Annotated in this window: 8 protein-coding genes; 6 read left to right on the top strand and 2 right to left on the bottom strand. The window is 35.5% G+C overall.

Going from position 1 to position 16,682, the window contains the following annotated elements; all coding sequences use genetic code 11:
* Positions 1–32: 32 nt before the first annotated feature.
* Positions 33–2,804 (bottom strand): aconitate hydratase AcnA, encoded by a 2,772-nt coding sequence (gene acnA, locus B0A65_RS01625; protein WP_074658053.1) that lies wholly within the window; start codon positions 2,802–2,804, stop codon positions 33–35.
* Positions 2,805–3,242: 438 nt separating this feature from the next.
* Between acnA and msrA the strand changes: the two genes are divergently transcribed.
* Together msrA and B0A65_RS01615 are read left to right on the top strand one after the other, a co-directional pair.
* Positions 3,243–3,734 (top strand): peptide-methionine (S)-S-oxide reductase MsrA, encoded by a 492-nt coding sequence (msrA, locus tag B0A65_RS01620; RefSeq protein ID WP_074658055.1) that lies wholly within the window; start codon positions 3,243–3,245, stop codon positions 3,732–3,734.
* Positions 3,735–4,054: 320 nt separating this feature from the next.
* A complete protein-coding gene (locus B0A65_RS01615; protein ID WP_074658057.1) occupies positions 4,055–5,083 on the top strand; it encodes a rod shape-determining protein in 1,029 nt (342 codons plus the stop codon).
* Positions 5,084–5,171: 88 nt separating this feature from the next.
* Here B0A65_RS01615 and B0A65_RS01610 read toward each other — a convergent pair whose 3' ends face one another.
* The gene (locus tag B0A65_RS01610; protein WP_074658059.1) at positions 5,172–6,779 is read right to left on the bottom strand and encodes a class I SAM-dependent methyltransferase; all 1,608 of its coding nucleotides are present in this window, start codon (positions 6,777–6,779) and stop codon (positions 5,172–5,174) included.
* A 354-nt stretch (positions 6,780–7,133) separates the two neighbouring features.
* Here B0A65_RS01610 and B0A65_RS01605 point away from each other — a divergent pair, with 354 nt between their 5' ends.
* The 4 genes from B0A65_RS01605 to B0A65_RS01590 all read left to right on the top strand — a co-directional run bounded on the left by B0A65_RS01605 (position 7,134) and on the right by B0A65_RS01590 (position 16,314).
* A complete protein-coding gene (locus B0A65_RS01605) occupies positions 7,134–10,526 on the top strand; it encodes a SusC/RagA family TonB-linked outer membrane protein (protein ID WP_074658061.1) in 3,393 nt (1,130 codons plus the stop codon).
* 14 nt (positions 10,527–10,540) lie between these two features.
* On the top strand, positions 10,541–12,550 hold the full coding sequence (locus tag B0A65_RS01600; RefSeq protein WP_074658063.1) for a RagB/SusD family nutrient uptake outer membrane protein: 2,010 nt from the start codon (positions 10,541–10,543) through the stop codon (positions 12,548–12,550).
* A gap of 354 nt (positions 12,551–12,904) precedes the next feature.
* Positions 12,905–13,693: a polysaccharide lyase gene (locus tag B0A65_RS01595; protein ID WP_074658065.1), complete on the top strand. Its 789-nt coding sequence runs from the start codon at positions 12,905–12,907 to the stop codon at positions 13,691–13,693.
* A gap of 281 nt (positions 13,694–13,974) precedes the next feature.
* The gene (locus B0A65_RS01590) at positions 13,975–16,314 is read left to right on the top strand and encodes a TonB-dependent receptor (RefSeq protein ID WP_074658067.1); all 2,340 of its coding nucleotides are present in this window, start codon (positions 13,975–13,977) and stop codon (positions 16,312–16,314) included.
* The last annotated feature ends 368 nt before the right edge of the window (positions 16,315–16,682 follow it).

Genomic DNA, 16,682 nt, shown 5'->3' with positions numbered 1-16,682 from the left:
AAATCATGAGTTGTGGAAATTTTATACCGTTTTTACTCTTTCTGAAGAAATTGTCTTAAAACATACTGTAGTATTCCATCATTTCTGTAATATTCAATTTCTATTTTTGAATCCAATCTGGCAATAGCATTAAAGCTTAACGTTGTACCATCTTCTTTTGTCACTGATACAAGTAATTCTTTTAAAGGTTTTATATCTTGTGCAATTCCGCTTATAGTAAAAGTTTCTTTACCTGTCAGCCCAAGGCTTAACGCATTTTCTCCCTCTTTATATTGCAAAGGTAAAACTCCCATACCAACTAAATTGCTTCGGTGAATACGTTCATAACTTTCAGCCAGCACAGCTTTGACACCTAAAAGAAAAGTTCCCTTTGCAGCCCAGTCTCTGGACGAACCGCTGCCATATTCTTTACCGGCAAGAATCAATAATGGAGTGTTTGTTTCTTTGTATTGTACTGACGCATCATACACACTCATTTCTTCGCCAGTTGGCAGGTATTTGGTATAACCACCTTCTTTATCTGCTAAGCCATTTTTAATACGAACATTGGCAAAAGTTCCTCTTATCATTACCTCATCATGACCGCGTCGGGATCCATACGAGTTAAAATCGGCTTTTTGTATGCCACGGCTCACTAAATATTTACCGGCCGCTGAATTCTCGTTAAAAGAACCTGCGGGCGAAATATGGTCGGTAGTAATACTGTCTCCAAGCATTAATAAAGTACGGGCATTTTCAATATCCTGTAAAGGTTTTGGATTTTCAGGGAGATCTTTAAAAAATGGCGCCTCTTTAATATAAGTTGACTGATCATCCCACGCATATATTTTTTCCTCAGGTATTTTTAATTTTTGCCACGTTTCATTTCCGTCAAAAATCGTTTCGTAGCTTTTGGCAAATTGTTGTGGAGATAAAACATTACTCAGAACCTCGTTGATTTCATCATTTGAAGGCCAAATATCTTTTAAATAAACAGGCAACTGATTCGCATCATAACTGATAGGTTCGTTCATTAAATCTATGTCGACACGACCCGCAATTGCAAATACAACTACAAGCATGGGCGACATTAAAAAATTCATTTTAACCTGAGGATGAATTCTTGCCTCAAAATTCCTATTGCCAGATAAGACAGATGCGAGAACGAGATCATGCTCATCAACAGCTGCGGCAATATGTGCTGGCAAAGGACCAGAGTTTCCAATACAGGAAGTACATCCGTAACCTACAACATGAAACTTTAAAGCTTCCAGATCACTAAGCAGGTCTGCTTTTGTCAGATAATCAGTAACTACCTTTGATCCAGGTGCCAATGAAGTTTTAACCCATGGTTTTACATTAAGTCCGCGTTCTCTTGCTTTTTTGGCAACCAGGCCAGCGCCAATCATTACAAAAGGGTTGGAGGTATTCGTGCATGATGTAATAGCGGCTATGGCAACTGCACCGTCAGAAAGCATAAATTGTTCATTGCCCAGTGTTACAGCAACAGTTTTAATACCATTTTCTATTTTTCCTTCAATTTTTGCATTATCAGGAATGGCAGCTTCACCTTGTATGGGCTGTGAACCACCTTCACCAGACCAACGTGCCATTTGTTTCGGTGGCAAATTTTTTCGGCCAAAAGTTTTATCCAGTAAATCGATAAGCTTTGGCTGTAGATTTTTAAGTAAAATTTTATCTTGCGGTCTTTTAGGGCCGGCAATAGTAGGCTCTATCGAGGAAAGATCAAGCTCAAGAATATCGGTATAAGTTATAGATTCATCTCCTGTTCTCCACAATAAGTTGGCTTTGCAATATTGTTCTACTAAATCAATCTGTTCTTCAGAACGATTGCTGAGGCGCATGTATTCTAATGTTTTATCATCAATAGGAAAGTAGGTAACAGTACACCCAAATTCAGGGGACATATTTCCGATTGTAGCACGGTCTGGAACACTTAAGCTGTCTAAACCTGGACCAAAAACCTCTACAAATTTACCAACAACACCATATTTTCTTAATAATTCTGCAATACTGAGTACCATGTCAGTGGCTGTAGATCCGAGTGGAATTGATCCGGATAATTTAAGTCCTATAACTTCTGGCATTATAAAATAAATAGGCTGACCCAGTATAGCAGCCTCCGCCTCAATTCCTCCTACACCCCAGGCAATAACCCCAATTCCATTAACCATTGGAGTATGACTGTCGGTTCCAACCAGAGTATCAGGAAAAACTTCGCCATTTCTTTCGATCACACCTTTTGACAAATATTCTAAATTAACCTGATGACAGATTCCCATTCCCGGAGGAACTACACTAAAGTTACTGAAAGACTGTTGTGCCCATTTTAAAAATTCGTATCGCTCCGTATTGCGCTTGTATTCTTCTTCCATATTACGGAGATAAGAATATTCTGTTCCGAAATAATCAACCTGTACAGAATGGTCAATTACCAAATCTACGGGAATCAAAGGATTAATCATATCCGGATTTTTTCCTTTTTTTGCAGCTTCAGACCGGAGAGAGGCAATGTCTACAACCGCGGGAACTCCCGTAAAATCCTGCATCAGTACACGGGCAGGTTTAAACGGAATGTCTTTGTCAGAAGCTTCGGGTTTCCAGTTTAGCAAGGTTTCAATGTTTTCTTTTGTAATAGCGAAATCATCATAATTTCGCAAGACATTTTCCAAAAGAATTCGAATAGAGAATGGCATTTTTTTAATATTAAAACCCTGATTTTCCATTTCCGCCAGACTGTAGTACGAATATGTTCGGTTTTTTGAGGTTAATAACCTTTTAATTTGATAGATGTCGTTTTGCATAATAAAAATATTAATTCAAATGTTATGGAAAGGGTTTCGTTATGTAGCAGTGAGCAACTAAAAAAATCATGATCTTTTAAATGCTAATAACGTTTTTCAATTTTTCAAAAAACTTGCCTAAATCATAAGGCGTTGATTATTAAATAATTAGTTTAAATGAGGTTGTGTTACATTTTCGATATATCGTTAATTTATAGAAAATCTAATAAAATCGGAGTAATAGCAATTTGGTATTCTTTTTTTTATGTCGTTGTTTTTAAAGTAAAGAATGTTGATTTATAATGCTTTATAGTAAAATTACATAAAATATGCTTCAAATTTGTTGTTTTAAATAATCCATCGCTTTTTAAAACAACAAATTATAAACTGCTATCTTTGATATAGAAATAATGTATTTACTAATTAAGACAATATACTGTATCTTATAAAAAATAAAATATGGAAAATTTAAAAAAAGCATATCTCGCTGGCGGATGTTTTTGGGGAATGGAAGACCTGTTTCGTGTGCGTCCCGGAGTCAAGGACACGGAAGTGGGGTATATTGGAGGTACAAATGATAATCCAACTTACCCAAACCATCCCGGACATGCGGAAGGAATAGAAATTACATATGATGCTAACGAGACCTCGTATAAAGAATTACTAGATTATTTTTTCAGAATGCACGATCCTACAACTGTAGACAGTCAAGGTAATGATAAAGGTTCAAGTTACAGATCAGCCTTATTTATACAAAATGAGGAGGAAAAGCAAATTGCTGATGAAATAATTAAAATCGTTGATGACTCAGGCAGATGGCAGGGTAAAGTTGTAACTACGTTTGAACCTTTTACTAAATTTTGGCCCGCTGAAGAAAATCATCAGGATTACCTGATTAAACAACCAAACGGATATACATGTCATTTTGAGAGATTTGGCACTTTTTTATAAAATCTGAATGTAGACCTTCATTTATCATTGAGCGTCATTTAAAACCTCCAAAGTCATTTGATTTTGGAGTTTTTTTTTGTTCAGAAGTAAAAATTATTTCGATCAAATAGAAAATAAACTTCGAAAAATTACTTCTTAGAATTATCAATAAATCTTTTTTACAACGTACATAAAATTTCGATTTTAATCAGAAAATTATCTAAACAATTGAAATATAGGCATAATCTCCCGTTAGATTTTCATAAATTAAAATTAAAATTCATGTTTTGGTAGAATAAAACACTTACAAAGGCGTTCGTTTACTTATAGAAAATTTTATTATGAGTTTATTTGATTTTATGACGGTGGAAATAGCTATGGATTTAGGAACTGCTAATACTTTAATAATTTATGACGGAAAAATCGTTGTGGATAGCCCTTCTATTGTGGCCAGAGATATTAGAAATGGGAAAATTATTGCTGTAGGTAAAGAGGCCAGTTTGATGCAAGGAAAGACACACGAAAATATTAGGACTATCCGACCTCTTAAAGATGGGGTTATTGCAGATTTTGATGCATCGGAGAAAATGATTAACTGGTTTATAAAAAACATACCTGAATTAAAAAAGAGTTTTTTTACTCCCGCACTCCGAATGGTAGTATGCATCCCGAGTGGTATTACAGAAGTAGAAATGAGAGCTGTAAGAGAATCTTGCGAAAGAGTCAATGGAAAGGAAGTCTTTTTAGTTCATGAACCAATGGCTGCTGCAATCGGAATTGGTTTAGATGTAATGCAACCACAAGGACATATTATTGTTGACATTGGAGGAGGAACTACCGAAATTGCCGTTATTGCTTTAGGGGGAATAATATGTGATAAATCCATAAAAATTGCCGGAGATGTTTTTACCAATGATATCTTATATTTTATGAGAACGCATCATAATTTATATATCGGAGAAGCGACAGCCGAGCAAATAAAAATAGATGTAGGTGCCGCTATGGAAGAGCTGGAAGTCACACCAGATGATTTATTGGTTCGTGGCAGGGATTTGCTTACCGGAAAACCCAAAGAGGTAAAAATAACTTCCAGAGAGATTGCCAGGGCTTTGGATAAGTCAATACTTAGAATTGAAGATGCTATTATGGTAACACTTTCTTTAACACCACCTGAACTGGCTGCGGATATTTATAATACAGGTTTGTATCTTGCTGGTGGAGGTGCGATGTTGCGTGGTCTTGATAAAAGAATATCAATTAAAACCGATTTGCCAGTTTATATTGCAGAAGATCCTTTGCGAGCTGTAGTAAGAGGCACTGGTATTGTTTTGAAAAACATAACTAAGTACAAGACCGTATTGATCACTTAGTATCTTTTAAGTAAGAATAAGATAAAAAAACCTCCAAAATTATTTGATTTTGGAGGTTTTGATATAATTGTCAATTATTAAGTTGCTATCAGTTTCCTTTTAATAAATTGATACTCACTGTCGCTATATCTGCGTCTGGAAATCGTTTAAAAATCGTTTGATCAGGATATAATCCAGCTTCGGCAGCGACCTTGTTAAAAACATCTATTTCAACAATATACTGATCTGAAAAACCATGAGTAGCATCATAGGCTGTTGCAGGAGTTTTGCCTAAATTACTGGCTGCCAATTTTGGATTTATGGTGTGTAATTCAATCAGAAGCAAACCAAATTTACGGACATAGGGCGACCATTTTTGCAGATGCTCCAAAAGATTATCTTCAACAAGGTTATTACTGATTCTTTTTCCTCTGTATGCAAATGCACCAGTAGAAGTACTGATCCTGTCTTTGTGAATGTTTTCAGGATCTTTCCAAATTCTATTATGATCCAAAAAAGTTCTTACGTTAAGCAAATCCTTCAGGTCAATATTGTAATTTTCTCTCAAATCATCAGAAAGTACGTTCGGACGCCCAATATCTCCCCAAATAACCTTTGCCCAAATATCTGCCTTTATAAGATTGGCTCTGGTTACTTTTAAAGCAGCCTGATTATAATCTGCCCCAACCAAAAACAAAGGATATTCATCGAGTATTTGCCCACGCAAAGTTTGTCTGTCGATTACTTCAAAAATATGTTGCAGGAAAGCGCCATTACCGCAGCCCATATCCAGAATTCCTTTGGGTTGTTCTTCAATAGGTAAGTTAAAAAGCTTAATAATAATGTCATCTACCACTTTAAAGTAAGTATCGTGGGCACCGCCGCTTCCCCAGACATTCATTTCGCGATCAACATGAATTTCATTTTCGCCATCTGCAACCATTCGTAAAACGGCGGGATCTCCAAAAATCAATTCTTCAATTTTGGCAAATGTTGGCAGATAAGAAACGGTTACACCGTAAGCACTTGATCTCTTTGCAAAAAACAAACCCACTTCAGTAAATTGATAATTACCATTTTTTTCCAGAAACCATCCAAGATGTACAAGAAAGTCTAATATTTTTTTGAAATTTTCAGCCGATTTATGAAACTCTTCCGGTTTGAAAGAAGTTTCCATAAAGTATTTATGAAACATCCCGTTCATTGCCAAACGGACGATTGTTGGTGCAATCAAATAACCTTCGATGTGTTTTAAAATTTGATCCTGGATACTGTTTGTAAGCGCATCGTTTGAATGTTCGATTCCATATCCCTTTTTATATTTTTCAAAAATAATATTGAGTTTTTCAAACGGTACATCATCAAAAATACGGGTATGAAACTGGATAGAAAACTGAAGTAAAGACACAACATCTTCGTAAAGATGAAATAAGGAAAAGGCTATTGCTGTCTTTTCATTCACCGATATCGTAATTTCCTGTGTTTGGTTATCAACTTCATAATCTAAAAAGCCCTGCGAAGCCAGAATCCTTAAACCAACATTTAGGTAGCCTTCATTTGCTTTAAAAACAGTTGTTAACGCTGTTAATTGCACTTGTTTCTTATTTAAAATAAAATCTAAAACTGCATTTTTTTTAAGTGCTATTGCTACGGGAGCAACAGCTAAGCCGTCAAGATGTCTGAAAATAGAACTTCGGAGTTGTGCTTTATCGGTCATAATAAATGAATGAAGGTTTGTTTAAAATTAGTGATTTTTTTTAACTGGTCACCTATCAATTTTGTTTATATCTGTTCTGAAATTTAAAAGCACTTTTTTTTATGAATTTTAAATTATTTATGTGTTTTGTATTTTTTTAAGATTTTTTCTATAAAAACTGTTTTTTTTAAGCTTAAAAACGGCTTTAAATGCATAAACAAAACTTTAGTATACCCAAAAACGTATTTTATTACCCCTTTAAAATCCATTAATTAATCACTTTTGTCAACGTAAAATCACCAATCTATTAAACAAAAATATTGAAGTGATTTTTACAAACTAACTAATCAATTAACCAAAAATTTCAAACCAAAAATGACAAATTTTATTAGGATTAAAAAAAGTCCTGATAGTGTATTTGGCTTTAATTTGAAAAAGAAAATGATGCTGTTTTGTGTATTGTTTTCTTTATTTCAAGTTCATGGATACGCTATTAGTTCTAAAAGTGCAAAAGAGTCGCAAAAAGTACAACAACAAAAAAGTATTAAAGGGCAAGTCAACGATGAAAACGGTTTGCCAATGCCGGGAGTATCCGTTTTGGAAAAAGGAAGTAAAAATGGTACTACAACAGACTTTGATGGAAAATTTACTTTAAAAGTAGATAACGAAAATGCTGTATTAGTAGTTTCTTATTTGGGTTACGTAAGTACAGAGGTAGTTTTAAAGGGACAAACTTCCATTACTGTAAAAATGCAAAGAGCGACAGCTTCATTAGACGAAGTTGTGGTTGTAGGTTATGGTAAAATGAAGAAAAAGGATCTGACAGGAGCAATCGTCCAGATTACGCCTGACAGGCTGGCGAACCAAAATCCGCAGACTGTTCAGGATATCCTGAGAGGTACTCCGGGTATAAATGTAGGGTATGATCCTTCTGCAAAAGGAGGAGGGAGACTGCAAATTCGTGGACAAGGTTCTGTTTATGATCCAAGAAAAGAAGGTGTGCATAGTGCACCGCTTATTATTTTAGACGGAATGCAATTTTATGGTGAGCTTTCAGAAATCAATCCAGATGATATTGGCCAGATCGATATTTTAAAAGATGCATCGGCGGCATCTGTATATGGGGCAAAAGCAGCGGCAGGGGTTATTATTATTTCTACTAAAAGAGGTAAAACCGGTAAGCCTATTGTTAGTTTTACTACTAATACAACAATTACCAATAAAAGTGCCTATCGTACGGTGTATTCTCCCGAAGGTTACTTAAAATATCGTGAAGATTGGGAAACTGCCCAAACGTATGGTGGTAATGCAGCAACAGGGCAGTACGAAGCTTGGGTAACAGGAACACTGGCTCCTAATAAACCTGGATATTTCTCAAATCCTGGTGACTTAGCCAAATGGGGTATTACTGAAGCCCAATGGTTAGCGTATCAACCAGCCACACAAACAGCAGGAAAAAGTTCGAAGGAAGTATGGGGAGCCCGTTTGGGATTGAATTTTGATCCTTCGCTGATGGCTAATTTCCTGGCAGGAAAAACACACGATTGGAGTGATAGTTCTTTTAGAACAGGGATTAATCATGACAATAATTTGAGTATTTCCGGAGCAAGCGACAAGGTAAATTATTATATGTCTTTTGGTTATTTAAGTTCAGAAGGAGCTATTGTTGGAAATGATTATAAATCAGCTCGTTCTAATATGAAAATTGACGCTAAAATTACGGATTGGCTTGAATTTGGGGCAAACGTTAATTTTCAGGATCGATCAGACGGAGATGTTACCCCTTCATTAGACACACGTTCCGGGTTTAATAATATGATGAGAACCAGCCCGTTTGGAACTTTTATAGATGCAAATGGCGATTATGAGAGACAGCCAATGGGGAAAAATGTTTCAGGACAAAACTATAACTATTACTACGATCGTCAATTTATTGACAAGGAGACAGGTTTTACAACATTGAATACTATTTTCAATACAAAGGTTAGTTTGCCTTTAGGGATTACGTATACATTTAATATTGCACCGCGTTATCAATTTTGGCACGATCGTTATTTTGAATCGGCACAAAATCCAAATTGGGCTGCAGCTACCCATGGAGCAGTTAGAAATAATTCTACAAGTTTTGATTACAACTTAAATAATACAATAGCGTGGGATTATACAATTGCTAAAAAACATCATTTCATCTTAACTTTCGTTCAGGAAGCTGAAGAACGCCGTTATTGGTCAGATGGAATGGATGCTTATAATATCCTGCCAACGGATGCTTTAGGATTTCACAATGTTGAAACGGCAACATTGGCTAATAGCAAGCTAAGATCAAAAGATACACATGAAACGGCAGACGCATTGATGGCAAGACTATTCTATTCGTTTGATAATCGTTATATGCTGACTGCGACTGTGCGCCGTGATGGATATTCAGCCTTTGGAACTTCAAATCCATACGCAACTTTCCCTTCTTTCGGAATTGCATGGAACTTTAAAAATGAAAGCTGGTTTAATTGGGATGCGATGTCTACCGGTAAATTACGTTTGTCATGGGGTGAAAATGGAAACAGATCGCTTGATGATCCGTACATTTCTTTGGCAAACTTGACAAATACAGGGACGATGGGATATTTAGATGCTACAGGAAAAGCTCTTGAACTAAAGTATTTAGCACTTGACCGTATGGCCAATCCAAATTTGGAATGGGAAAAAACAAGATCAACCAATATAGGTTTTGATTTAGGTTTCTTACATGACCGTATTACTGCTACCGTAGATGCTTACCAAAAGATTACCCATGATATGATTATGAGTCAGGCACTGCCTGGTTTTACAGGCTTTTCAAACATTGCAACCAATCTTGGAGAGGTTAAGAATCAAGGTTTTGAATTGAGTATTAACACTCTTAATATGAAAAAAGCAAACTTTGAATGGCGTACTACATTCGGGATATCTTATAACGAAAATACTATTGAGTCCTTATATGGCAATATGGTAGATATTAAGGATGCCAATGGTACTGTTATTGGAAAAAAAGAGGGTGATGATTCTGCTAATGGATGGTTTATAGGCAGACCGATTAGTCAGATTTGGGATTATAGAGTAACTGGAATTTGGCAAAAGGATGAATGGAAAGAGGCTCAAAAATATGGGCAGCGTCCTGGAGATCCAAAAGTAGCAAATAGTTATACTGCAGATGATGTAGATGCAGTAGGAGCAGATGGTGTTCCTTATAAAAAAGCGGTTTATAATGAAAAGGATAAGCAGTTTTTAGGACAATCCAGTCCTCCTGTACAGTGGTCGCTGCGAAATGAATTTAAGATTTACAAAAATTGGGATTTGGCTGTCAATATGTATTCTTATATGGGACAAAAAGCACTTAATTCAGGCTATATGAATACTTTTAACGATAGTAGTTTGTATAAATTCAACTTCAATCCTTATGTCAATCCGTATTGGACACTTGACAATCCAACTAATGATTGGGCACGCCTTGATGCTAAGGGACCTGCAGGAACTCCGGCTGCACCAGGAAAGTTGTATGATCGCAGTTTTATTCGTCTCGATAATATTTCGCTGGCCTATTCTTTACCAAGAGATCTTTTGGATCGTGTACATATTAAAAATTTAAAAATTTATACTTCAGTTCAAAACGTAGCAACATGGTCTGCTTCTAAACAATGGAAATATTATGGAGATCCGGAAGGAGATGTTGAGAATAAAGGAGGATTGGCTACACGAATGTTTAATTTAGGTTTCAACTTTCAACTTTAAAAAATTATTCAAAAATGAAAAGATATATAAAAAATAAAATTACAAGACTGATGCCACTTATAGTATTGGCTGCAATGTCTGGTTCTTGTTCAAAAGATTTTCTCGACTCAGACCCGCTTTCGTTTTACGAACCTGAAACTACCTTTTCTACAGAGGCGGGGTTACAGGCAACTTTGGCACTGTGCGATAAACAGCTGCGTAATAATTATATTCACTTTGGCTTTTCGGGTGTGAGTGTGCCTATTGGTTCAGAGTATCTTTTTTCTGATATGGCACAATATGGGAAAACAGATACAGGTAGTAATAGTGCTGATTATGCTGCTACTATAGTACCTACTAACATTGATGCTTTCCGAAGAGACGCAGGTGGTGAAGCACTTTATCTTGGGTTTCTCTGGACGGAAGCTTATACAGGTATTAAGAATGCTAATACCGTATTATCGTATATTGGAAATGTGACAACTTTATCCGACGAGGTTAAAAATAAATACATTGGGCAAGCCTATTTTCATAGAGCATACCGTTATCTTAATCTGGTATATGAATTTGGAGACATACCGTTGATTACTAAAATTTTGGAGGTTCCAAAGCAGAGTTATTATTCTACTAAAAAAGAAGCCATTATAGAAATGATTACGGCAGATATGGAGAAAGCCGTACAATTTGTACCAGAACAGTCAAAAATTGGATATGTAGGTATGGTTAGTAAAGGAGCATGTCGTCAGTTATTAATTAAGTGTTATTTGGCATCCGGCAGGTTTGCTGATGCGGAAGCGCAAGCCAACATTCTGATTAATCAATCGGGTTACTCTTTGGTACAAAACGCTCTTGGAATTTTTGACCCGGGAGGAAATCCTACTGCATGGCCTATTACCAGAAATGTGATCTGGGATTTGCACCGACCTGAAAACAAAGTAATTTCTTCTAATACTGAAGCGATATTAGTGGCGCCAAATGGAGGAGCACAATCATTTTTAGCATTTGCTTCGATGAGAATTTTTGGACCTAACTGGAATGACGCCAATTTAATTACGCCCGATGGTAAAACAGCAGCACCACGTTTTCCATTGACAGATAAAACGAATTATAATGCAAAATATGATTATCAAAGAGCATTAGGACGTGGCATTGGTACAATCAGTGGTTCTTATTATTCACAACATCCTATGTGGGTTGTGAATGGTGTTGAAGATAAAGTGGATCTTAGGCATAATAGCACGGTTGGTAACTGGGTCAATATGGAAGATCTTAAATATGCTCCCGGAGCTGGTGGTAGTACAGTATGGGCTGGACAAAGCTTTAGAATGAAGGATGCAGCGGGTAAATTGCTGGCACAAGATTCTATTCGTGATTGGTATGATTTTCCGCATTATAAAATCTTTTTACACGATGTTGTAGCTGAAGCTAATCCGGCAGCAAATGATTTTCAGGGAGCTACTGCAGGAGCTAGTGCGCATTTGTACATCTATCGTTTAGCTGAGACTTATCTATTACGTGCAGAAGCCCGTTTTTACCAGGGTAATACTACCGGAGCAGCTCAGGATGTGAATGTAGTACGAGCAAGAGCAAAAGCATCAAGAATGTATAGTACTGTAACAATTGGAGATATTTGTGCAGAAAGAGGAAGAGAACTTTATTTGGAAGAATGGAGAAATGTGGAGTTAAAACGTATTTCACATTGTCTGGCCCTAAGCGGTAAACCAGACGAATGGGGCAATACTTACAGTAAAACCAATTGGGACAAGCAATCCGGAACAGATGCCGCCGGAGGAAGTTACTGGTACCAACGTATTGTGCATTATACCCTTTATAACAAATACCCAGCCGGTATTGCTCTAAAACCAGGCGTGAAGTTTTATACGATGGACAAACGTAATAATTATTGGCCTATTCCGTACAGACTTGCAATAGAACCGAATATTAAAGGTCAGTTAAGTCAGAACTTTGGATACGATGGTTATAATGCCGGTGTTAAAGTCTGGGATAAATGGCAGGATGCAGTTGATGATGAAAGTAAAATTTAAATCTTTTCTATTTGCCTTAAATTGAAGATGAAAAAATAAAATGAAAAAACGAGTTAAATATATTTAACTCGTTTTTTTTACTTTATAATCGGTTGTTTTTTTCCGATGCAAACTTAGTAATCCCCTTTACTTTGTTATTTCAATTTTTTTAAGAATATTATTTCTAAAATTTAAAATATAATACAGAAAATACCTAACCGGTATTTTATTGTACCTAAAAACGTACATTATTTCCCTGTATTTGAATGGTTATTAATCAACTTTACACTACCGATTATAAATTACATAATGAATATGGATGTGATTTGTAATAAACTAACTATTAATGATTACTAACCCTTAACCTTTAAAAAAATGAAAAAGTTTTTAAAATTAACAAGTTTACTATTTATTACAGTATTAGTGTTTCACTCCTGTGAGAAGGAACAAGATTTAAACGAGCCACAAGCCGTAAGCAAAGAAGTGTCACAAAGCACGGATAAAGAAGCACCGCAAAATGCTAACAAAGCAGCAGCTGTTGCAGCTGCAGGAGGTGGCGCCGGAGCAAGAACAATTACATTGCAAACGAATACACTTTCATGTCCTGGTGGTTTGTGTACATCATATGGTGTTTGGTCAGAAGGCATTTATACGGTTTGGTTCCAGATGAAATTTAATTCCGGATTCTATTGGAGCAGAGGTGGTAAATGCGGATACGGTATCCTAATTGGAGATCAGAATACCGGTGGTGACCCGGGATGGGATGGAAATGGTGGTAGTGCCAGATTTATGTGGTATTGTCCGAATGGATCAAATAGTGCCAAGGGAAGTGGAGCATATCTTCAGCCTTACGTTTATTACAAAGATCAGCCGGGACAATTTGGTAATGATTTTGGGAAAAAGTATTATATACAAGAAGGAGTGACTTATAACTGTCAGATATCTGTGAAGTTAAATACCGGGTCCAGTACTAATGGGTATGTCAAATATTATGTAAATGGTACAGAGTTATTGAATCAAACAATTCGTTGGGTGACCAACGATGCCAAACGAAATGTTAATGCAGTAAGTCTTCACACTTTCCGTGGTGGTAGTCAGGAGTATTGGAAAGCTCCCGTAACCAGTTCTATTTATTATGCGAGTGCAGCCTGGGATGCTCAATAATAGCTGTAAATTTTAAAAATAATTCGGCTGGGATAAATAAAGACATTTACAGCAGAATCATAAAAAAGCCACTTCGTTTTTACGGAGTGGTTTTTTACTTTTATAGCTGTAGTACAACTATTTTAGAACGTTTTTTTGTTTTTTATTTCTTTATTGCAATTCAATTCAGTTCAATTATCCACAATAATTGAAATATTTCTTGTTAAATAGTTATTAATTTTTATTTTTGCACTGTTTTTATTAATTCTAAATAAAAATAAAACTAACCAAAATAAAAATCAATGGAATATCTTAGTTTAAGATTGTTAAAGTATTTATTTATAATTGGACTTTTCTTTTCCACCTTTTCTTTTTATGCTCAACAAAATCACGGAAAAATAAAAGGTCATATTACAACTTCTGAGGGTAAGCCAGCATCAGATGTAAATATTGTGCTGAAAAATTCAAAATATGGTACTACTACTGATGAAGATGGAAATTTTGAAATTAGCAGAGTAAGAGAGAATAATTATATATTGGAAATCTCTTTGGCTGGTTATGAAACTTCAGAAAAAGAAGTACTGGTAGAAAGCAATAAAACTGCTGTAATAAATGTACAGCTAAAAGTTTCTAATAAAGAGTTGCAGGAAGTTGTAATTAATAACAAAAAGAGTCTTCTTTCTAAAAAAACACAATATGTGGCAAGAATGCCTCTTAAAAACATAGAAAACCCTCAGGTTTATAATGTCATACACAAAGAGCTCATTCAGGAACAAATTGTGATTGATGTAGCGGGAGCAATAAGAAATGCACCCGGAGTGGTGCCGCTTAATTATCCTTCAGGAGGATTTGCGGTAATTTTTAGAGGTTTTACGGTAGGGATTAATTCCCGAAACGGAATGGAAACGCTATCAGGAAGATCATCAGTTGGTATTGCCAATGTAGAGCGAATAGAAATATTAAAAGGACCTTCGGGAACATTATTCGGATCGTCAGCTTCTTCTTTTGGAGGTGTTGTCAATCTGGTTACTAAAAAACCTTTTGAAGCATCGGCTACTGAAATTTCATATACAGCGGGAAGTTATGGCGTCAACCGACTTACAGTAGATATCAATACACCTTTGACTAAAGATAAAAAAGTACTTTTTAGACTTAATGCAGCAGTCAATAATGAAAAAAGCTTCTTAGATTACGGTTTTAATAAAACTTTGTCTTTTACTCCAAGTATTACTTTTAAAGCAAGTGAAAAACTTACATTCAATATAGATGCAGAGTTGTTTAAGGTCAATAGTACCAAACCATTATTTCCAGCCGCTACGGCAACATCCGGAATTATTAATCCACGAGATATAAAATTAGATTATAAAAAATCATTGGTACATGATGATGCCGATGCAAAATCTTCTTCATCAAAAGCATTCGTTCAGGCAGAGTATCAGATATCAGATCGCTGGAAATCAACGACCCTCTATTCTTATGTAAATGAAGATGTAGCGTATAGCTATCAGGTTTTACCAACCTGGACATCGCCTACTACAGCTACTATACGTGCCACTCTTTTTGGGCCTATTTCAAGTAATTATACCAATATTCAGGAAAATATTAATGGAGAATTTTCGAGCGGAATTTTAAAACATAAAATATTGATTGGTGCTAATTACAGATATTATACCGATACATTTTCATCAACACCAACTCCTGCAACTCCCTTTAGAACAATTGATGTTACAACTAATTTTGCTCCAATACGAAAAAACGAAATTGATAAAGTATTGTTGGCACCGGTTATTAGAGCAGGAAGAGATGAGTATACTTTTAGTGGTTATGCTTCTTACGTATTAGGTGTTGCAGACAGATTGTATGCCATGGCAAGTTTACGCCTGGATAATTTTGATCGTAAAGAAAGCGGGACAGTACCAGGTTACAGTCAAAATTCGTTATCGCCAAAATTAGGAATTGTATATCAGGTTATTAAGGATCAGGTTTCTGTATTTGGTAATTATATGAACGGATTTCAGAATTTAGCACCAGTACAACAGCCAAGTGGGGATCAATTGATATTAGATCCACTTTATGCAAATCAATATGAGGCAGGTATAAAAACAGAATTATTTAATAAAAAAATCAGTACGACAATTAGTTATTATAAAATTACCAATGATAACGCCGTAATAAGACAAGCTGATTTAGTTTATCAGCAAGATGGAAAACAGGTTAGTAAAGGTGTTGAATTTGAATTTTTGGCGAATCCTATTCCTGGTTTAGATATTACGGCAGGATATGCTTATAATGATAACCGCATCGTAAAAACAAGTGAAGCAAACAAAGCGATTGAAGGTAATAAGGCTCAGGACGCCCCAGGAAATGTCGCGAACTTTTGGGCTTCTTATAAGTTTCAGAATGTTTTAAAAGGTTTTGGTATTGGAGTTGGAGCTAATTATGTAGATAAAAGTTATATGTCGACGGCAAATACTTTTTATATTCCATCGTACACGATTTTTAATCAAACTGTTTTTTATGAACAGGCAAGCTGGAGAGTAGGGCTTAAGTTAAACAACCTTACCAACGAAAAATACTGGAGTTCCTGGGGAGCGCCTCAGCCTCCTGCAAATTTCTTAATAAATTTAACATTCAAATTCTAAAGCTTACTCTAATTAAAACTAAAAAACCACCGCTATTCTTTAAATAGGGGTGTTTTTTTTTATAAATGGATCCGCCTTATTGGATAAAAATCTGTTACAATAGCTATTTTTTCGAATATTTAATAAGATTTTAAGAGGTTAAATTACGTGACATATTAAGAAAAATACCGGTAGAAAAACAGTCAAATGATTGTGATTAAGTCAATGATTACGGTGCTATTTTTTATTTAATCATGCTTTTTTGGGTAAAATTCTTACACTTGTAAAAAGAGGTATAAATGTTTTAACTGTCTTATTTGTAGTTAACTAAAATTTTACTAAAATTTTAGTTAACATTTTTTTTGCAAAAAAAAGACTTAAACTTTTTG

Origin of the sequence: Flavobacterium frigidimaris (assembly GCF_002217275.1) — a bacterium.
In the GTDB taxonomy this organism is placed as follows: Bacteria; Bacteroidota; Bacteroidia; order Flavobacteriales; family Flavobacteriaceae; genus Flavobacterium; species Flavobacterium aquidurense.
The sequence above is the reverse complement of the archived record's forward strand: the minus strand, read 5'-3'. Positions and strand labels throughout refer to the sequence as shown.